General features: G+C 65.0%; 17 protein-coding genes. 8 read left to right on the top strand and 9 right to left on the bottom strand.

Annotation, left to right across the window (positions count from 1 at the left end):
- The first annotated feature begins 96 nt into the window (after window positions 1-96).
- From AC1RR3_RS37780 to AC1RR3_RS37760, 5 genes are all read left to right on the top strand, one after another.
- Window positions 97-339 carry a hypothetical protein gene (locus AC1RR3_RS37780; protein WP_492830288.1) on the top strand — a complete coding sequence of 81 codons (243 nt, stop codon included), beginning with the start codon at window positions 97-99 and terminating at the stop codon, window positions 337-339.
- A 26-nt stretch (window positions 340-365) separates the two neighbouring features.
- Window positions 366-617, top strand: coding sequence for a GCG_CRPN prefix-to-repeats domain-containing protein (locus AC1RR3_RS37775; RefSeq protein WP_492830286.1), 252 nt, complete (start codon window positions 366-368; stop codon window positions 615-617).
- Between the two features lie 280 nt (window positions 618-897).
- Window positions 898-3828: a T6SS phospholipase effector Tle1-like catalytic domain-containing protein gene (locus AC1RR3_RS37770; RefSeq protein ID WP_492830284.1), complete on the top strand. Its 2931-nt coding sequence runs from the start codon at window positions 898-900 to the stop codon at window positions 3826-3828.
- A gap of 144 nt (window positions 3829-3972) precedes the next feature.
- On the top strand, window positions 3973-4656 hold the full coding sequence (locus AC1RR3_RS37765) for a response regulator (protein WP_492830282.1): 684 nt from the start codon (window positions 3973-3975) through the stop codon (window positions 4654-4656).
- A complete protein-coding gene (locus AC1RR3_RS37760; RefSeq protein ID WP_492830280.1) occupies window positions 4653-6578 on the top strand; it encodes a sensor histidine kinase in 1926 nt (641 codons plus the stop codon). The genes AC1RR3_RS37765 and AC1RR3_RS37760 overlap by 4 nt, the downstream gene beginning before the upstream one ends.
- A gap of 135 nt (window positions 6579-6713) precedes the next feature.
- Here the strand turns inward: AC1RR3_RS37760 and AC1RR3_RS37755 are convergent, their stop codons facing one another.
- Window positions 6714-7004: a hypothetical protein gene (locus AC1RR3_RS37755; protein WP_492830278.1), complete on the bottom strand. Its 291-nt coding sequence runs from the start codon at window positions 7002-7004 to the stop codon at window positions 6714-6716.
- Window positions 7005-7103: 99 nt separating this feature from the next.
- Here AC1RR3_RS37755 and AC1RR3_RS37750 point away from each other — a divergent pair, with 99 nt between their 5' ends.
- The gene (locus AC1RR3_RS37750; RefSeq protein ID WP_492830277.1) at window positions 7104-7463 is read left to right on the top strand and encodes a cysteine rich repeat-containing protein; all 360 of its coding nucleotides are present in this window, start codon (window positions 7104-7106) and stop codon (window positions 7461-7463) included.
- Window positions 7464-7580: 117 nt separating this feature from the next.
- Window positions 7581-9161: a GMC family oxidoreductase gene (locus AC1RR3_RS37745; protein WP_492830275.1), complete on the top strand. Its 1581-nt coding sequence runs from the start codon at window positions 7581-7583 to the stop codon at window positions 9159-9161.
- Between the two features lie 3 nt (window positions 9162-9164).
- Here AC1RR3_RS37745 and AC1RR3_RS37740 read toward each other — a convergent pair whose 3' ends face one another.
- The 4 genes from AC1RR3_RS37740 to AC1RR3_RS37725 form a co-directional block, all read right to left on the bottom strand.
- Complete coding sequence (locus tag AC1RR3_RS37740; protein ID WP_492830273.1) at window positions 9165-9851, bottom strand: hypothetical protein; 687 nt, start codon at window positions 9849-9851, stop codon at window positions 9165-9167.
- A 174-nt stretch (window positions 9852-10025) separates the two neighbouring features.
- Entirely contained in the window at window positions 10026-10736 is a 711-nt protein-coding gene (locus AC1RR3_RS37735) for a hypothetical protein (RefSeq protein WP_492830271.1), read from the bottom strand.
- 132 nt (window positions 10737-10868) lie between these two features.
- Complete coding sequence (locus AC1RR3_RS37730) at window positions 10869-11117, bottom strand: hypothetical protein (protein ID WP_271567644.1); 249 nt, start codon at window positions 11115-11117, stop codon at window positions 10869-10871.
- Between the two features lie 164 nt (window positions 11118-11281).
- The gene (locus AC1RR3_RS37725; protein ID WP_492830269.1) at window positions 11282-12247 is read right to left on the bottom strand and encodes an NAD(P)H-dependent flavin oxidoreductase; all 966 of its coding nucleotides are present in this window, start codon (window positions 12245-12247) and stop codon (window positions 11282-11284) included.
- Window positions 12248-12372: 125 nt separating this feature from the next.
- Between AC1RR3_RS37725 and AC1RR3_RS37720 the strand changes: the two genes are divergently transcribed.
- Window positions 12373-13935 carry an AMP-binding protein gene (locus tag AC1RR3_RS37720; protein ID WP_492830267.1) on the top strand — a complete coding sequence of 521 codons (1563 nt, stop codon included), beginning with the start codon at window positions 12373-12375 and terminating at the stop codon, window positions 13933-13935.
- 19 nt (window positions 13936-13954) lie between these two features.
- Here AC1RR3_RS37720 and AC1RR3_RS37715 read toward each other — a convergent pair whose 3' ends face one another.
- The 4 genes from AC1RR3_RS37715 to AC1RR3_RS37700 form a co-directional block, all read right to left on the bottom strand.
- Entirely contained in the window at window positions 13955-16009 is a 2055-nt protein-coding gene (locus AC1RR3_RS37715; protein WP_492830265.1) for an ATP-binding protein, read from the bottom strand.
- Complete coding sequence (locus AC1RR3_RS37710; protein ID WP_492830263.1) at window positions 16006-17505, bottom strand: ATPase domain-containing protein; 1500 nt, start codon at window positions 17503-17505, stop codon at window positions 16006-16008. The genes AC1RR3_RS37715 and AC1RR3_RS37710 overlap by 4 nt, the downstream gene beginning before the upstream one ends.
- A gap of 159 nt (window positions 17506-17664) precedes the next feature.
- A complete protein-coding gene (locus AC1RR3_RS37705; protein ID WP_492830261.1) occupies window positions 17665-18438 on the bottom strand; it encodes a thioesterase family protein in 774 nt (257 codons plus the stop codon).
- Window positions 18439-18448: 10 nt separating this feature from the next.
- On the bottom strand, window positions 18449-19417 hold the full coding sequence (locus AC1RR3_RS37700) for an NAD(P)H-dependent flavin oxidoreductase (RefSeq protein WP_492830259.1): 969 nt from the start codon (window positions 19415-19417) through the stop codon (window positions 18449-18451).
- Window positions 19418-19712: the final 295 nt, after the last annotated feature.

The raw sequence follows: 19712 nt of genomic DNA, 5'->3' as shown, positions 1-19712 counted from the left end.
CCTATTCAGGCGTCGGATGCTGCATCCCGCACAGAGGAGACTGCATCCGGGCAACCGGGCGGCCCCAGCCTGACGCCCGCTGGAGGAGACAATCACATGCGAACCTCTCTACCCCGCAGCCTCGTGCTCGGCGGCGTCATCGCGACCAGCCTCTGCATCGGTTATGCGCTGGGTGCGCAGCCGCACATGGACGAATCGATCGCGATCCTGCAATCGGCGCGCGCCGAGCTCGGCAAGGCCGAGCCGAACAAAGGCGGCCATCGCGAGAAGGCCATCGGGTTGATCGACCAGGCCATCGCCGAAGTGCGCGCCGGCATCGCATTCGCCGCCGGTCATTGAGGCAACGGCATTTGGGAGGACAAGACATGATGCGCACCCTGTTTGCCGCAGCCTTCGCGCTCGGCGCGATCACGGGCGTTGCCGAGGCCATGCCGCTCACCCTGCTCAACGCGACCGCGAATGGCGACGTCATCGCAATTGCCGGCGGCTGCGGCCCCGGCTGGCACCGCGGTCCCTATGGCGGCTGCCTGCGAAACTACGCCAACCCCGCCGCGCATGCCTGCCCGCGCGGTTACCACATCGGCCCTGGCGGCGCGTGCCGCGGCAATGGCAAATAAGAGCTGAAGACTCCGCCTCTCCCCGTTTGCCGGGGAGAGGCGTCCGCCGTCGCGGCTCCTCCAGCGCGTCGCCACGCCCACCTGCAAGACGATTGTCTTCCGCGACCCGTCATCCCGCGGCGACCGGCCACGGCGAACCGGCGCGGTCCCCGCTTGCTACCTCAGCGGGTTTGTGCACAATCTGCATCTGCATTTTCATCACGCAACCATTGATTGACCCCGGAGAGTGCTGCCCGGCTCAGGCCTGAAGCGCTTCCCGGTCGAATTGCCGGAGGGGCCCATGCCGCACCATGATGGCGCGCCGAACGTGGATGCGCGGAACCTGGATGCGCGGAACGAGGATGCGCATGTCGATGCGCCCCCCGGCGGGACAACAGCCGCAGTGCCGTTGGGACGCAAGCTGGTGCTGTTCGCCGACGGTACGGGCAACGCATTCACCACCCAGGAATCCAGCGTCTGGCGTCTCTACGAGGCGCTCGACCATACCCAGCCGGACCAGATCGCACATTACATCAAGGGTGTCGGCACCGCCGGCTGGGCGCCGCTCGCCGCGCTCGACGGCGCCACCGGCATCGGCGTCCCTTCCAACGTCCGCAAGCTCTATCGCTTCCTGTGCTGGAATTGGCGTCCCGGCGACGAGATCTACATCTTCGGCTTCAGCCGCGGCGCCTTCACCGCGCGCACGCTCGCGGCGTTGATCTCGAACCAGGGCCTCGTGCCTGCGGTGATCGACAACACGCCGGTGTCGCATGCGGAGATGGAACGCAATGTCATGGCCGCCTGGCGCGAATACCGCCGCCACACCGTGCCATGGTCCAAGAGCCTGCCGACGATCTGGATCACGCGCTGGATCCGCGACTTCCTGCTCTTCGTCTATCACTGGCGCCACCGCCCCTATGCCGAAGTGCGCCGCCACATGGGCGAGCGCCAGGACGTCGAGATCGAATTCCTCGGACTGTTCGACACCGTCGAGGCGTTCGGCGTTCCGATCGAGGAGCTCCGTCGTGCCATCGACCTCGCGATCTGGCCGATCTCGTTCCGCAATCACCGGCTGTCGCCCAAGGTGAAGCAGGCCTATCACGCGCTCGCGCTGGACGACGAGCGCACCACCTTCCATCCGCTGCGGATCGACCAGAGCGACCTGGCCGAAGACCAGGTCGTCAAGGAAGTGTGGTTCACGGGCGTTCATTCCGACATTGGTGGCGGCTATCCGGAATCCACACTGTCCTTCGTGCCGCTGGCCTGGATGGTGGAGCAGCTCGGCGGCAGGCTGCGCTTCCAGGACGGCGAGATCGACCACTTCAACAAGTATCAGTCGGCCATCGGACCGAGGCACGATTCACGCAGCGGCGCGGCGGTGCTGTACCGCTACGGACCGCGCCCGATCCTTTCGAACGCGGAGGATGGTGGCCGGCCCGTCGTCCACTTCGCCGTCATCGAGCGCATGCTGTTCGGCTGCGACGACTATGCACCGATCATGCTTCCGGCGGACTGCCTCGTGCTGCTGCCGAACGGAACGACGCTTCCGGACGAAACGGTGCTGCCGGAGGGAACGGTGCTGCCCGACGGAACGACGCTTCCCGACGGAACAGTGCTGCCCGGCGGAACGGTGCTGCCCGACGGAGCGACGCTTCCCCGCGGAACGGTGCTGCCCGGCGGAACGCAACTGCCGCTGCAATCGAAGGCGAAGGACAAATATCAGAGAGAGCTCGAGGAGCAGGCCACTCGCGCAATGATGAACGCGGCCTATCTGTCAAGGTCTCCCGGGAGCACGCGGGAAGCCGCCCTCTTCAACCGCATGGGAACGCCTGACCCCGCGATGTCGAGCTTGACGCGTGACACCGTGTGGTGGCGGCGCGTTGCGTATTTCCTTCTCCTGATCATGGTCGGCGTCATCGCCTTGTGGCCGTGGATCGCACGCGCCTTGGTCCGATGGTTTGAGGAGCACGGCTTCGAAGGCACGAGCACGCTCTCGATCATCACCAATCTCGACTGGCTTCTGGGTGCAATCGCGGCGCCGATCGCCGACATGATCAAGAGCGTCCTGCCGTCCTACGCCCTGCCCTGGCTGCGCATCGCGGTCTATTATCCAATCCTGACCTCAGCCGTCGGCGTGACCACATACTTGCTGTGGCGCTGGAACAGCATCCTGCGCGACACAATCCAGGAGCGCGCGCGGCTCGCCTGGAAAACAGACCGCAAGGCCAGCCGGCCGCGGATCGCCGAAGCTGCCTTCCCGCACCAGATTGCTTACTTCATGCGGCACCGAATGACGTGGGTGAGCACGGTGTTCGCGAGGTGGCTGATGCCCGGCGCCTTCCTGTTCGCGATCTTCAGCCTGGTGATGGTGATCACCTCCAGCAGTTTCTTCACCGGACGCGTCGCGCTTGGAAAGGTCTGCTCGTCGCCCGAGATCAAGAGCGCGAATTCCGTGGCGTTCGCGAGCGGCAAGCCGGTATCCGACGATCCGACCGAGGCCGGCAGCGTGTTCGAGACGCGGAAGCTCTGCTGGTGGAGCGGCCTTGCGGTCGAGAAAGGCCGCAAATACCGCGTCTGGCTCGACATGGAGGAGCCCTGGTTCGACCGCACCATCATGACCGGCGTCAACGGATTCGAGACCTATTCCTGGGCCCACTACTTCGCCCTGCCGATGCGCCGCCTGTCCGGTGCGGACTGGTTCCAGCCGGTGGTACGCGTCGGAGCGAAGGGCATGAACGACATTCCGCTCCAAGCCGTCAACGTGACGCCGGCCGACGAACAACCTCGGCGTATGAGTCCGACTCTGCCGGCGGAGGACGACCTCAACAGGAACAAGGGCAGGTACCCGATACATGTTGAAGATGATCCCAGGGCTGACGCCGAGTTCAGGGCTAACCTTGGGAAGCTCGGCGATTTCCAGCCGATCCAGGTCACCGACCTCCCGGCCGCGGCTCAGATCTGGAAGGGACAGAATCTGACCGGCCATCTGGTCGCCGAGTTCGTTGCGCCCGATTCCGGCGAGCTGTTCTTCTACGTCAACGACGCCGTCCAGATCTTTCCGACCGTGCTGCCCTGCTGCATAACTCCGCGGTGGCTCGCTCCCTTCCAGGGACGGACCGAAAAATTCTACGACAACAACAGCGGCACGGCGCGGATCAAGGTGCAGCGGCTCCCGGTGCCCGAGGCGCCGCCGAAGCCGGTGGAAGCACAGAAGGCTGCAGGGGCAAAATAATAGTTGATGGCGAGTCGGGCGGGTCGGTACGATCCGTCCCGGCCGACGGATTTTTCTGCCCCATGATTATGGGTGTCGCGGCGTTCGCGCCGCGGCTAAACTTGGCCTCGCGCCGCGGGGGACACGCGGTGCGGGACGATGCACATGAGCGAACAGGGCGAGACGGGTGAAACCATCACCATCCTCCTCGTCGAGGACGATGCGCCGACCTGCTGGCGGCTGCAGGACGCGCTGGTCAAGGCCGGCTACGAGGTCCGCAGCGCCGGCACACTGGCGGAAGCCCGCTCCGCGCTGGGCGAGGCGGCGCCGCGCGTGCTGCTCACCGATCTCAGGCTGCCCGACGGCCACGGCATCGAGCTGATCCGCGAGATGAGGCAACGCTTTCCTGACACCGAGATCATGGTGATCTCGGCGCTCGGCGACGAGGAGAGCGTGATCTCGGCGATCACGGTCGGCGCCACCGGCTATCTGCTCAAGGACGCCTTCCCGACCGACATCGCCACCACCGTGCGCGACCTGGTCGCCGGCCATTCGCCGATCTCGGCCTCGATCGCCCGCTTCATCGTGCGCAGGACACAGGGCGCGGCACAGAACGCGGCGGAGCCACCGCCGGGTCCCGCGCTCAACACCGCAAGACTGACGCCGCGCGAGATCGACATCCTCTGGGGCATCGCAAAAGGCTTCAGCTATGCCGAGATCGCGAGCCATCTCGGCCTGTCCAAACAGACCGTGCCCGGGCACATCAAGAACATCTATCGCAAGCTCGAGGTGCACACGCGCAGCGAAGCGGTGTTCGAGGCGGTGCAGCAGGGCCTGATCAAGCTGTGAGCGAGATCGCGGCGAAGGCACCGGTCAAACCCGCGCGGCGTCGGCTGCTGGCCTCGCGCCTCGTGCCCTACCTGCTGCTCCAGGCGTTGATCGTGATCGCCACCATTCTCGGGCTGCGGCTGCTCCAGCCGAGCGATCCCGAAGATTTTGCGTTGAGCGGATTTTCGCTGCGCGAGGACGGCGCGACACGCCCGGTGACGCTGCCTCATTTCACGTCGTCCCGCTACTCGCTGACCGACCCGCCACTCTACACAGGCACCTTCGTCTTCCGGCGCGACGGTGCAGCGTCGGGATGGTCGGTGTTCCTGCCGCGCTTCAGCAACGCCGTGGAGGTCGCCGTCAACGGCGTCATCGTGCTCGACTCCCGCCGCGATTTCAATGCCAACCGGCCGGACCGCAACACGCCGCAGATCGCGCTGATTCCCGCCTCGCTGCTGCACGACGGCAGCAACGAGATCACGGTACGGCTGTTCGTATGGGGCCCGCTGAAGGGTTTCCTCGACACCGTCTATGTCGGGCCCGATGCAGCCCTGCGTCCGGCCTTTGAGACGCGCACGCTGCTGTTCGTCACGCTGCCCGTGGTGTTCTCCGCCTGGCAGTCGATCCTCGCCGTCATCCTCGCCATCATGTGGCTGATGCGGCGACGCGAGCCGGTTTACGGCGTATTGGCGGCGGCGATGGTGCTGGGCGTGATGCAGGCGTTCGTGCCGCCACCGGTGCCGCCGGCCACCACGTCGCGCCTTGCCACGGTGCTGCTGGCATCGGCGCCGACCGAGAGCGCGCTGATCGTCATGTTCGCCGTGCTGTTCTTCGGATGGCGCTGGCCGCGCTACGGCACGCTGCTGTTCGCACCGGGCCTCGTCGTGTTCCTGGTCGGGCTGATCGCGGGCCCGCCGCTGCCGCGCATCCTGTTTCTTGTTCTCGGGATCCCCACGGTCGGGATCTGCCTGGGCCTGATGGCCTGCATCACCGCGGGCGCAGTGGTGCGGCGGCAGGATGCCGCGAGTTTCACGATCGGCTGCGCCGTGACCATCGTGCTGACCTGCTGGGTTCATGACATGCTGGCGGCGTTCGAGATCATGACCAATGAGCGCATCTTCGTTTCGCGCCTGTCCTATTCGGCGATGCTGGTCGCGATCGGTGCCGGGCTGACCTGGCGCTTTGCCCGCGCGCTGAACCAGGTCGACAGCTTTGCCGGACAGCTGGTGGCGCGCGTGCGCGAGGCCGAGGAGCGGCTGAAGGCGAGCTTTGCCCGCGAGGAGGCGCGCGCCCGTGCCGCCGCGCTCGCCAACGAACGCACGCGGTTGATGCGCGATCTGCATGACGGCCTCGGCGGCCAGCTCGTCAGCATCGTCGCACTTTCCGAGCGCGGCCATGAGGGAGCGACCATCACGGACGCCGCTCGCGCGGCCTTGAAGGACCTGCGTCTCGTCATCGACTCCATGGACGACATCGGCGGCGACCTCATGCTCGCGCTCGGCTCCTGGCGCGAACGCGCGGCAATGCAATTGCGGCCGCACGACATCGCGCTCGACTGGCGCGTGGCGACGCCGCAGGGCCTGCCGCTGCATCCGGAATTGCGGCCATGGCATGTGATCCAGATCGTGCGCATCCTCGACGAAGCCGTGACCAATGCCGTCAAGCACGCGCAGGCCCGCAATATCGCGGTCACCATCGAAACGCTCGATGGCGGCCGGGAGCCGTATGGCGTGATCAGCGTCACCGACGACGGCCGCGGTTTTGCACTGGCCGGCAACGGCGAGGCCGGCAGCGCGGGCCAGACCGCACGGGGCTTGCGCAACATGAGAAGTCGCGCCGCGCGCTGTGGCGCGGTGCTCGATCTAAACTCGGATGCCTCCGGCACGCGGGTGCGGCTGCAATTGCCGCAGATCTTTCCCGACAGCGACGCGGCTGCGGGCTGAAAAGCCCCCTCCCCGAACGTGTGGGGCGTACGGAGAGAGGGAACGGGCCGGATTGTTTGCCTGCGGAGGACGGGGGGTTCGTCCGCACGGCTTCCTAGCCCGAAGCGATGCAATCAAATCAATCGAACGAATTCGTCAGCGCACGCCGACGCGATTGACCGGACCGCCGCGATTCATCGGCGTGCCTGCGCGCACACCGACGCCGGGCGCACCGACACCGGGTGTCGCAACCGCGGCCGCCGCGACCGGCGCTCCCGGCGCGACCACCACCGCTGCGGTCGGCCGCACCACGCAGCCCTTGGGTATTCCGATGGTCTTGCAATAGACCACCGCCTGTGCCGGGCTCGTACCCAGCGACACCGTCGCCGCGCCCGCCAGCACCATGATCGTCAGCCCGGCGCTCAGCGCTCCCGCTTTATTCGACATCTTGCTCTCCTGCTTCCCGTTCGGCGTCCCGATGCAATCACCGAGTTTCGCTGCCGACGTGCCGCCTGAATGCCAAAAGACGATGCGCGGATACATGCCATGAAGATGGGGGTGCAGCAGCCGGGGCCGCGAGCCGATGCCATGAACATGGCATGGACCGGCACCAGGCCGCGCGAGAAGGTCCGGCCCGCTCGATCCCAAACGGGACCGCCGACAATCCCAAAGAGGTGCTTTATGAAGATTTCGGTTCTTGCCGCGCTGCTGCTCGCCGCCACCGCCCTGCCCGCCGCAGCGCAATCCGGTCCGACGCTGCAGGAGCAGATGGCCTGCCGCGGCGACGCCAGCAAATTCTGCGCCGAGCACGTCGGCAAGCCGCCGCAGATGAACGCCTGCCTGCGCGAGAACAAGTCGAAGCTTTCGGACGCCTGCCGCAAGGTCGTGGAGTCGCACGGGGGCTGATCCAACTGCGATTCCGGGGCTGCGTACTGCGCACGCATCCCGGAATGACGAGGTCGCGCCCAAAGCACAAATCTTGCAAGCGCTCCGCTGCGTAATTTCTTGGCGGAGCGCTCTTCAATGTACGACACCATCTTCGTAGGCGCCGGCTCGGCCGGCTGCGTGCTGGCCAACCGCCTGTCGGCCGATCCGCACCGCAAGGTGCTGGTGCTGGAAGCGGGCCGAGCCGCGCCGCGTGCTTCCGACATCCCGTCGGATTGGCCGACGATGTTCAATACCGCGGTCGACTGGGGCTATTACACCGAGCCGCAAGCCGGCTGCCGCGGACGGCGGATCTTCTGGCCGCGCGGCAAGATGGTCGGCGGCTCCGGCGCGATCAATGCGATGATCTATATCCGCGGCCTTCCTTCCGATTACGACGGCTGGGAGAAGGCGGGATGCGCGGGCTGGGCGTGGCGCGACGTGCTGCCGAAATTCATCGCCTTCGAGAACAATGCGCGCTTCATCGACGATCCCTTGCACGGCACCAGCGGCCCGCTGCACGTCGCCGACGTGCCCCATGTCGATCCGAACGAGCTGAAATGGCTGGAGGCAGCGCAAGCCGCCGGGCTCCCGCACAACCCCGATTTCAACGGCGCCACCCAGGAAGGCGCAGGCCTCTTCCAGTTCGTCATCAAGGACGGCGAGCGTTTCGGCACCGGCAAGGCCTATTTGCGCCCGGCGCTGACGCGCGCCAATCTCACGCTCAAGACGGGCGTGCGCGTGACCCGCGTCATCATCGAGCGCGGTCGTGCGATCGGCGTCGAATATCTCGACAACGGGCAACCGAAGAGCGCCTTCGCCACCAGCGAGGTGGTGCTTGCCTCCGGCGCCATCGGTTCGGCGCAGCAACTCCTGCTGTCAGGCGTGGGCCCCGCCGACGAATTGAAGGTGGCCGGCGTGGACGTCGTGCACGATCTGCCGGGCGTCGGCAGCGATCTCCAGGACCACATCAACATTCCCGTCACCTTCTATACCAGGGAGAAGATCGGCGTCGGCGCCTGGACCGAGGAGAGTCTGGCTGCGAGCCTTGCCGAGTGGGAAACCAGCCGCAGCGGTCCGCGCACCTCGCCCTGGGTCGCGGCCGGCGCGCATGTCCGCAGCCGCAGCGATGTCGAGCCGGACCTCCAGCTCTACGGCGCGATCAGCCCGCACCGCGACTATGTCCGCTTCCTGTCGTCCAGGCCGGGCATCACCCTGCATGCGACGTTGCAGCGGCCGAACAGCCGCGGCCGGATCACGCTGCGCTCGGCCGACCCGATCGAGCATCCCGCCATAGACCCCTGCTATTTTACCTCGGATGCGAGCGGCAGCGACATCGCAACCATGATCGAGGGCGTGCGCATCAACCGCCGCATCGCCGCGCAGTCGCCGCTGAAGGAGATGATCGAGGGCGAGATCACGCCGAGCGCGGAAGCCGCGAGCGACGCCGAGATCGCCGATTATATTCGGGGACATTGCACCACGCTCTACCACGCGGCTTCGACCTGCCGGATGGGCACGGACGATCTGGCCGTCGTCGATCCGCAGCAATTGCAGGTGCGCGGCATCGATGGCTTGCATGTCGCCGACGCCTCGGTGATCCCGATCATGATCTCGGGCAACATTCAGACGCCGACGATCCTGATTGCCGAGCGCGCAGCGGCCGCGATCCTGGGCTAGGCGCTAGTCGTCGTCACGCCCGAACAGCATGATCCGCGGGGAGCCACCGCGCGGACGGCTGGCAACATCGCGAGGATCTGAATCCTCGCGGACGTTGCGTGCGACATCGTCCCAATCGATGCGGTCGCGCGTGCCGCGTTGCTCGCGGGAATCGTAACGACGGCGTTCGGCCCAGCGCTCGCGGCGATCCAGTCGGCGCCGTTCGGACGCAGCACGCTGCACGTCAGCATCCCTGGCCTTGGCATACGCGTTGTCAGGTGAGGACGGCTCTGTCGAAGCCTGTTGCTCGGCCGGTTTTGCAACTTGCGGAGGCGATGCAGGTGCCGCCTTCGGCGGCTCGACTGAGGCCGCTTGCGACGGCTGCGGCGCCGGCGATTCAGCCTTCGCCTGAGTTGTCTGCGTGTCGGGCTTTGCCTCTAGCTTCGCTTCGCCCTCAGCCTGTGCGGGCGTCGCGACCGCCGCACCAAAGGTTTGCGATCCGGTGAGATACCGCACGCGCTCGGATGGTGCGTTGGTCGTCACTGGCGTGGCAGCGGCTTCAGCGCGCTGCGCCATCTTGCCGGTGTCCGGGCCCTGCTTGGGCGCGATCGGATTCATGATGTTGCCGGCGACGATGCCGCCGCCGAGACCAATGGCGATGGCCGCGACGATGGTTCCAGCACCGACAAAATAAGCTGTCGAGGCGCGCATTGATCCACTCCCTCTTTCGGAGCGGGCAACGCGCGGGGATTGCCGGATGTTCCTGATCGAGGTGGTTCCCTAAAGCACGACGAGAAGTCATCCCGCTTTAGCTTATTGTGAGCGCATGATCTCTACGGAAAACCGCTGCACACTTTTCCGGATCATGCGCGCGGGAACCGCACGTCAGATCTGCTGCGCGACCTTCTCGAGCCCGATGAGCCGGGCGAGCTTGCGCACTTCTTCCTTCTGGTCGTCACGCAGCTGGAACAGGAGCGGCATCGCGGCCGACTTCAACTGCTGGACCTCGTCGCAGTTCGGATCGATCTGCGCGCTGGGCGGTGCGTTCGGATTTGAGAGTTTGTTGGCCGAGATCTTGCGGACAACATTGCGCAGCGCGGTCTCGACCGAGGGCCAGTAATATTCCTGCGATGACGACAGTTTCAGGCGATCCCTGATGCCCGAAATCTGGGCGTCGGAGAGCAGCGAATAGTTTTTCTGCGGCTGCGGCTTGGCAACGACTTTTGGCTTGGCGGGAACGTCCGCTGCGGCCGGCGCCTCGTTGACACTCGCCGATGTGCTCGTCCTGGGCATCGGGAAATCGGCCGGCGTTGCGGCGGCAAAGGCCTGGCGCAGCGGCTCGGTCAGCACCGGCGCCTGCGAAAGGCTGTCGGCGGGCACCTGCACCGGGTCGATCGCGGCCGAGGCGAGCGCCAGAGTCGGAACCAGACGGTCAGCCTTGGCGGCGCGGTTGGTGGCAAGCGGCTTCGCCGGCGGGGTCTGCGTGATCATCTCGGCGCTGAGGCTTGGCACGCTGTCACGGCCGAGAATGGCGGTGGTGGCGGCGCCGAGGACGAGGAAACAGGTCAGCACGACGATGGTGATGGCTTTGGACAAACGTCTCTCCGCGCCCAACTTCAAGTCCACGTGATCACTGCCCGGAAACTGGGCGAAAATTAAGGCTTAACCGTGCCATCGCGGCGGCAATCGCGCGGACTGCCGCGACATGTCCAGAAAAAGCCAATCAAATCAGGCAGCTGCCGCCAGATCGTAGGCATCCTGGATGTCGGCGACGATCTCGGAAGCCTCCCAGACCGCACGCGGTTCGACCGATTGCAACGTCACCGTCCAGTTGCCGCCCCGGCGGGTGCGGGGGACGCTGACGATGTCGAAGCGCACATTGCGGCACAGCGGGTGGCGGGCCAGCGCATGGGCCACGCGGACGCGGATTTCGTCCAGCGATGCTGCCGTCTTGGAGTTGAGAAAATCGAAGTCCATCGCCTGTCCCTCTCGGTCCTGATTGGCGGCCTTGAGGGGGATTTTGGGCGAACGATGGTTAATCTGCCGTTAAGTGAGGGGCTGCGGAGCTATGCGAGATTAACTGTGATCGATGCGGCGGCGTCTCCTCCCCCCGTTCTTACGGGGAGAAATGCTGGCGCCACCTACCGCCCACCTGCTTGACGGTATTCAGCGACGGTCCGTGCAACGAGATCGTCAACCGCGAGCACGTCGGTCACGCCCGATGTCGAGTGCCCGCCGCTCCAGATATCGCGCCAGCGCTTTGGCCGGTTCTCCCGCGCGGCGACGTCGATATCCTCAGCGATGTCGATCGCCCCGCGCGCCGGCAGGTCGTCGGGATCGAGGCCCGCAGCCACGATCGATGGCTTCAGCATGCTGGTCTGCAAACCCGTGAATGCGGTGGTGAGCAGAATGTCGTCGGCACTGCTCTCGACCAGCATGCGCTTGTGGCGTTCGTCTGCCATGCTCTCGCGCGTCGCGATGAACTTCGTGCCCATGTAGGCGAGATCACAGCCAAGCACTTCGGCCGCGCGCAGCCCGCGACCATCGCTGATACCGCCGGCCAGCACGATGATGCCGTCGTAGAACGCGCGCACCGCGCGGACGAAGGCAAACGGATTGAGCCAGCCGGTCTGCCCGCCCGCGCCTGCGGTGAGCAGCACCAGCCCGTCGGCACCAGCTTCCGCCGCGCGTTCGGCATGGCGGATCGAGGCGACATCCGCCAGCACCAGCGCACCCGCATCGTGCAACGGCTTCACGACCGGCGCGGGCGAGCCGACCGAGGTGATGACGATCTCCGGTCTGTGCCGCAACAGCACATTGAGATCATCCTCCAACCGCGCGTTGGAGCGGTGGACGATCAGGTTCGGGCAGAGCGGCGCGGCCTTGCGACCCGATTGATCTTCGTGCTGCCGCAGCCGCGTTTCAAATTCGGTGAGCCACGCCTCGAGTTGTTCCGTGCTGCGGCAATTTACGGTGGGGAAGCTGCCGATCACACCATTGAGGCAGGCCGCGACCATGAGCTCGACGCCTGACACCAGAAACATCGGCGCCGCGATCAGAGGCAGAGCGAGACGATCACGGAAGTGATGCAGTCGATCGGATGTCACACAAGCCTCCCCGTCACGCTTGCCTCCCTGCGCGGGCTTTGTCGTTCCATCCCGCCTTCCCTGTGCTAGCGTCGCGCGCAAACATTGGCACGACACAAGCCGATGACAAAGCAACGAGGAAACATATGTCCGATCCGCTCCACGCATCGTCCCCGAGTTGCGCGCAGACGCTACGGGCGCTGTCGCGCTATCCCGGCCGCACCGCGTTTGCATGGCCCGGCGGATCGCTGAGCTATCAAGGCACCATCGACCTGATCGGCCGCATCCAGGGCGTGTTCATGCGGCTTGGATTGCAGCCCGGCGTGCGCGTCGCCTTCCTTACCGCGAACCGCGCCGACACCTGGTGCGCCGGCGTCGCCGCGCAATTGTCGCGGCTCTGCGTCACCTGGCTGCATCCGCTGGGATCGCGGGGAGACCAGCTGTTCCAGCTCGAGGATTCCGAGGCCGAGGTGCTGGTAGTGGATGCGGCCGCGTTCCGCGATCGCGGCGGCGAGCTCGCCGCGCAGGCGGGCCAGCTCAAGGCTGTTTTCACCATGGGACCTGCCGACTATGGCGCCGACCTCCTGCAGGCGATCGAGATCGAAGGCCACACCAACCCGTTATGCCTCGCCGGCCCTGACGATCTCTCCACGCTGAATTACACCGGCGGCACCACCGGCAAATCCAAGGGCGCGCTGCGCTATCACCGCGAAAATGCCGGAGCCGCCGCCGCGATTCTCGCCGACTTCGAAATTCCTGACGCTGCGCGGTATCTCGCGGTCGCGCCGATCAGCCATGTCGCCGGCACCAAGGTGCTGCCGACGCTGATGCGCGGCGGGACCGTGCACATGCTGAAAGGTTTCGATCCCCAGGCCGTGCTGGCGACGATCGCGCGCGAGCGCATCAATTTCACGCTGTTCGTGCCGACCATGATCTATGTGCTGCTCGACCATCCCGCGCTGGGCAGGACCGACCTGTCCTCGCTCGAGCTGGTGCTCTATGGCGCCTCCGCGATGTCGCCGAGCCGGCTGGTCGAGGGCATCGAGCGCATCGGGCCGGTATTCTCGCAGCTCTACGGCCAGACCGAATGCTATCCGGTCTCGGTGCTGCGCAAGGCCGATCACGATCCCAGGACGCCGGAGCTGTTCCTGTCCTGCGGCTTCCCGATCGCGGCCTGCGAGGTCAAGATCCTCGACGACAACGACCAGGAGGTGAAGACGGGCGACGCCGGCGAGATCTGCGTGCGCGCCCCGCATGTGATGGCGGAATACTGGAGGCGGCCGGACATCACCGCCGAGACGCTCAGGAACGGCTGGGTCCACACCGGTGACATCGCACGCAAGGACGAGCGCGGCTACATGTTCATCCTCGACCGCAAGAAGGACATGATTGTCACCGGTGGCTTCAACATCTTTCCGCGCGAGATCGAGGACGTGCTGTCGCAGCACGCCGACGTGGCAATGGTCGCGGTCGTCGGCATCCCCGACGAGAAATGGGGCGAAGCCGTCACCGCCATCGTCGTACCGCGCGAGGGTGCAAAGCCCGATGCCGACGAGCTAATCAACCTGGTGAAGACGCGAAAAGGCTCGGCGCATGCGCCGAAGCAGATCCAGTTCGTCAAGCAGCTGCCGATGACCGGCGTCGGCAAGGTCGACAAGAAGGTGCTGCGCGCAGGGTTTTGGAACGGGCGAGACCGGATGGTGGGTTAGGTGTTGAGCAGCGCCCGCCTCAGCGAAGCATCTGATCAAGGCGATCGCGGAGCTGGTCCTGATGGTAGGGCTTGGCCAGCCTCGGCAGATCGAGTTGAGCTCCCTCAGGCAATTCGGCATATCCGGTGGCAAGCAAGATTGGCAGTGACGGGCGCAATTGACGCGAGGCAGCGGCCAACTCGACCCCGGTCATGCTCGGCATCATATGGTCTGTCACCAAGAGGTCGATCGGTTGCTCGCTTCTAATGATATCGAGGGCGTGCAGGGCCGAGCTGACTCCGATGACGCGATGTCCGAGATCTTCGAGCATTTCCGTGGTCGACATGGCGATCAGCGGATCGTCATCGACAAAAAGTATGATCGCCGATCGACCAGCCTGCGGCACCACCGGGCCCGACGCCGCGGCTTCCGGAGCCTGGGTTGCAACCGGAAGAACCAAGGTCGCCGTGGTGCCAGTTCCCACTGTGCTGGAGAGCCGAAGCGCGCCGCCGAGCTGCTCGGCAAGGCCATGCACCATCGACAAGCCAAGACCGGTTCCTTTCCCCAGCGGCTTTGACGAGAAGAACGGCTCTACCGCCCGCTTCAATGTCTCAGGAGACATGCCTTCGCCAGTATCGATCACGGACAGCTCCAGGTACTGCCCGGGCGGCAGGACGTGATCGCCATTTGCCTTATAGTCGCGGATGCGAATGTCGATCGCGCCGCCGTCCGTCATCGCGTCGCGTGCGTTGATGACGAGGTTCAAGATCGCGAGTTCGAGCTGGTTGGAATCGGCGCGAGCGGGCCGCAATTGATCTGGAACATCCAGCCGCAATTCGACGCGGGGGCCCAGCGAACGTTCGAGCAGGTCGATCATGCCTTTGACGAGAGCGCCCAGATCGATCGCCACTGCCCGCAGATCCTGCTGCCGCGCGAACGCAAGCAGGCGCTGCGTCAAAGACGCGCCCCGTTCCGCTCCTTGCAGCGCACCATCGATCAGCCGACGCAGACGCGGGTCGTCCGGTATGCGCTTGCGCAGCAGATCGAGATTGCCCATGACGGCCATCAACAGGTTGTTGAAGTCATGGGCGACGCCGCCGGTCAACTGCCCGATGGTCTCCATTTTCTGCGCCTGCCGCAGTTGATCCTGCGCTCTTTCACGAGCCGCGACCTCCTTCATCAGGTCTGCGGTGCGCTGCTCGACGCGCTGTTCGAGCGTCGCGGTCAATTCGGCGAGCGCAGTGCGTTCTGCCGCAAGCTGCGCCAGCAATGCTTCACGCTCGATCTCCGCAACCTTGCGCGAAGTGATATCGGAGCACACCCCGACCATCGATCGGACCGTGCCGTCGGGCCGGAGAACCGCGCGAGCACGCACATCGACCCAGTGCTGGGACCCGTCAGGCCAGATGTTTCGGTATTCGATGTTGTAATCCCCGCCACTGGCGACGGCCCGGTCGAACACACCCTGTCGTCTGGCGCGGTCATCCGGATGCACGGAAGCGAGCAAGTCCTCATATGAGAGTTCCTGCTCCGGCCGACGCCCGAAAGATAGCTTGCAGGCATTCGAGGCGTCGAGCATCAACGACGGCAGGTGCAGCTCGAGCGCTCCGAGCCGCCCCGCCCTCAAGGCTGTTTGCAGCAGGCCCTCGCTCTCCGTGAGATTCTCCAGAATGGCGCGCGACTGATATTGACGCCGGCGACCCCTGATGGCGGATCCCACGACGCTGACCAACGTGGTTGGATGAAACGGGCGCTCGATGAACGTTACATTTCCCAGCGCCAGAGCGAGCCGCATGGCGTCGGGATTTCGTTCCGGTCCGCCGCCCTGGCGGGTCAACAGGACAATCGGAAAATCGGACCATGAGGGCTGCTCGTTCAACCATCGTACCAGGCTGCGCAGGTTGGCGGTTTTCACGGCCTCGTTGGCTATGATGGCGAGCCCCGCGCCGGCCGCCATCTCGCGCACGAGCGCATCGAGGTCGGCACAAACGTCGGCGGCAAAGCCTGCTTCCGTAATCAAGCCGGCGGCAACGGACGCATCGCGCCCCGTCGGGGCAAGGACGATGGCCCGCTCGGACGATTCGGCCGGTCTCACGCACCGGGCTCCCGCAAGAGAGGCCGTCCTTCACCGACATAGACGGGCACGCCGCGCAACACACCCTGAAACTCCTCCAGGGGCTCGCCGATGGAGAGACCGCGATTGCTGATGCGGTACTCCCGGATCGTCGATTCGTGCAGGCCCATCCGCTTTTTTATGACGGAAACGGCACGCCGTACGCTGCCCTGCGCCTCGAAATAGCGCAGCAGGATCACGGTATCAGCCAGATAGGTGACGTCGACTGGCGCTTTCATGTCACCAACGAGACCGTGCTGGGCGACCGTCATGAATGTCGCAGCACCGCGGCGGTTCAGGTATTGCAACAGCTCGTGCATGTGGAGGATGAGGGAGTTTTCCTCGGGCATCGCCGCCTGATAACCATTGAGGCTGTCGATCACGACAGTCTGAATCCCCCGCTCGTCCACATGCTCGCGTACCATGTGAGCGAATTCCCCGGGCGAGAGCTCGGCTGCATCCACCTGCTCGACCACGAGGCTGCCGTCGCTGCACATCGCGTCGAGATCTATTCCAATACCCTTCATGCGCGCGAAGAGCAGGCCCAGTTCTTCATCGAACACAAACAGCGCGGCCTTCTCGCCCCGCGCCACGGCCGCGGCAGCAAACACGATTGCGATGAGAGATTTGCCGGTTCCCGAGGGGCCGAGAACGAGAGTGCTCGAACCCGTTTCCACGCCGCCGCCCAGCAGCTGGTCCAGTTCGACGATGCCGCTCGAAAACCTGCGACGGATGAAATCGGCGCGGTGCTCCGAAGCCACCAGCCTTGGAAACACGTTCAGGCCACCCGTGGTGATGGTGGCGTCGTGATAACCACCGCGGAATTTCGTGCCTCGATACTTGATGACGCGCACGCGGCGGCGCTCTGCGCCGTAGGCGGGAGCAAGCTCCTCCAACCGAAAAACCGCATGCGCCACGCTGTGCACAGTCTTGTCGGCAACATCGGCCGTGAGATCGTCTAGCAGCATTACGGTGGTGTTGAACCTGGAGAAATAGTGCTTGATGGCCAGGATTTGCCGGCGGTATCGCAACGAACTCTGCGCCAGAAGCCGGATTTCGGAAAGACTGTCGAGCACGACCCGGTGCGGCTTGATGCGATCGACCGCCTCGAAAATCTGCTTGGTCGTCTCACCGAGTTCGAGATCGGACGAGTACAGCAGGCTCTGCTGTTGCTCGGAATCGAGTAGGCTCTCCGGCGGCAGCAATTCGAAAATCGTCAATCCATCGTCGAGCACCCAGCCATGCGAGGCGGCGCCATCCCGCAATTCGCGTTCCGTCTCCGACAGGGTGATATACAGGCATCTTTCACCCGCCTTGATACCTTCAAGCAGGAACTGCAAGGCCACCGTCGTCTTGCCGGTGCCCGGCGCGCCTTCCACGAGGAACACGTGTCCGCGCGACAATCCCCCGGACAGGATGTTGTCCAGACCCCAAATTCCGGTTTGGGCTTTCCCTGCGAGTTTCTCGATCGAAGTCATTTTTTCCCTCTGCAGGGATAAAACCGGGAATGGAACAATCGGTTCCGCGCTCGGCCGTCGCGACCTATGCAGCGCGGGCAGTGGGACTCTGCCGAAGATAGCCAGGAAAGGCGGAACGATCCCGCAACCAGGCGAATCTGGAAGGCTCGTGGGCCGGTCCTAGCGCTTCTCGATGACGAGACTCTGCACCGCGCGGCCGAAATAGCCCTGCCGGTCAGCCAGCCGGGACATCGCAAGCCCCGCGCCATCCGGGCCGATCCAGGATTCGCCGTCGAGCAAAATCCATTCACCGACCGGCTGACGCGCAAAGCTCACGGTGAGGTCGGCGTTGATGTAGGTCCAGGCGCGAAAATCGAGTGTCGAGGCGGTGCCATTGGAGAAGTCGGCCGCGACCATCGCACGCATGGCCTGCGAGACTGCTTCGCCTTCGATCAGGGGATGATCGACGCGAAACCAGATCGCACCGGCTCCGGCCCGGCCGAAGCGGCCACGCGCCGCGCGCATCGAGACCATTCGCACGAAGGGACTGGTGGCGGCGTGGCCGTCTTCGACCAGCGAATCCTCGGGCGCGGGCAGCGTGACCGGCAGCTCCCTGACGTCATCCGGCAGCGTCTGCGCCTGAGCCTTGATCTTGAGCACGGTCGCGCCGACGACCTGTACGCCGTCGGCCAGCAGCTTGATTTCGCAGAGCTGGATCTTGCGGCCCTCGCGCAAAACCTCGGTCGCAATCGCAAGCGGCGCCACCGGAACGGGCCGCATCAGATCGATGGTGACACGCGCAATGTTCATCGGCACCGGCGTCGCAATGCGCTCGGCTGCCCACGTCACCAGCGACGCCGGCGCCGAGCCGTGCTGCATGCGCCGGTCCCAGGGACCCGCGGCATCAGGGCTGGTGACGACGCTGTTGCCGTCGACGCGGTAGATGGCCGTCATCACAGAGCCATCACAACGGCGGATCGATCGCTTCGTCGTATTCCTTCTTGAAGCGTGCGATCAGCTCGGCGGCCGGCACGACGCCGTCGATGCTGCCGATGCCCTGGCCGGAGCCCCAGATCTCCTTCCAGGCCTTCGGCTTGGCGCGCTCGCCGGAGGCGTCGGTGCCGAAATTCATCTTGGAAGAATCGGAGGTCGGCAGGTTTTCCGGATCCATGCCGGCGGCAAGGATCGAGGGCTTCAGATAATTGCCGTGCACGCCGGTAAAGAGGTTGGAATAGACGATGTCGTCGGCCGTCGAGCCCGCGATCATCTCTTTGTACTTCTCGACCGCGTTGGCTTCCTTCGTCGCAATGAAGGCCGAGCCGATATAGGCGAAGTCGGCACCGAGGATGCGCGCCGCGCGGATCGCCTTGCCGTTGCCGATCGCGCCCGACAGTGCGATCGGACCGTCGAACCATTTTCGCGTCTCGGCGACGAAGGCGAGCGGCGAGACGGTGCCGGCATGGCCGCCGGCGCCGGCTGCGACCAGGATCAGGCCGTCGGCGCCCTTCTCGATCGCCTTGTGGGCGAATTTCTGGTTGATCACGTCGTGGAAGACGATGCCGCCCCAGCCGTGCACCGCCTGATTGAGTTCCTCGCGCGCGCCGAGCGAGGAGATGATCATCGGCACCTTGTACTTGGCGCAGAGCTGCATGTCGTGGTCGAGCCTGTTGTTCGACTTGTGCACGATCTGGTTGACCGCGAACGGCGCCGACGGCTTGTCGGGATGGGCGCGGTCATAGGCCGCGAGCTCTTCGGTGATCCGCGCCAGCCACTCGTCGAGCAGCTCCGGCGGCCGCGCGTTCAGCGACGGAAACGAGCCGACTACACCCGCCTTGCACTGCGCGATCACGAGATCGGGCACCGAGATGATGAAGAGCGGCGAGCCGATCACGGGGATCGACAGACGCCCTTTGAACAAGGCAGGCATGGACATTGCGGAGCGATCCTCTTCTGGCGGTCAAATTGACGTTGGGAGCCATACCAACAAGGCAATCTTTCCACTGTCAAGTATTGCGTTGTGTCGCCGTGGCGGATGCCGTTACTGCAATTCCAAACCGCGGAATTCCGATCGCGCCCAGTCATTGCGAGCGCAGCGAAGCAATCCAGATTGTCTCCGCGGAGGGATGCTGGATTGCTTCGTCGCAAGAGCTCCTCGCAATTGTGCATGTTCACTAATTCGCTGATCGAATTCATCCTGTTCAGGGAGGATTCCGATGCGAGACAACACC

This window comes from Bradyrhizobium sp. GW821-FHT13H05 (assembly GCF_058804065.1).
The sequence above is the reverse complement of the archived record's forward strand: the minus strand, read 5'-3'. Positions and strand labels throughout refer to the sequence as shown.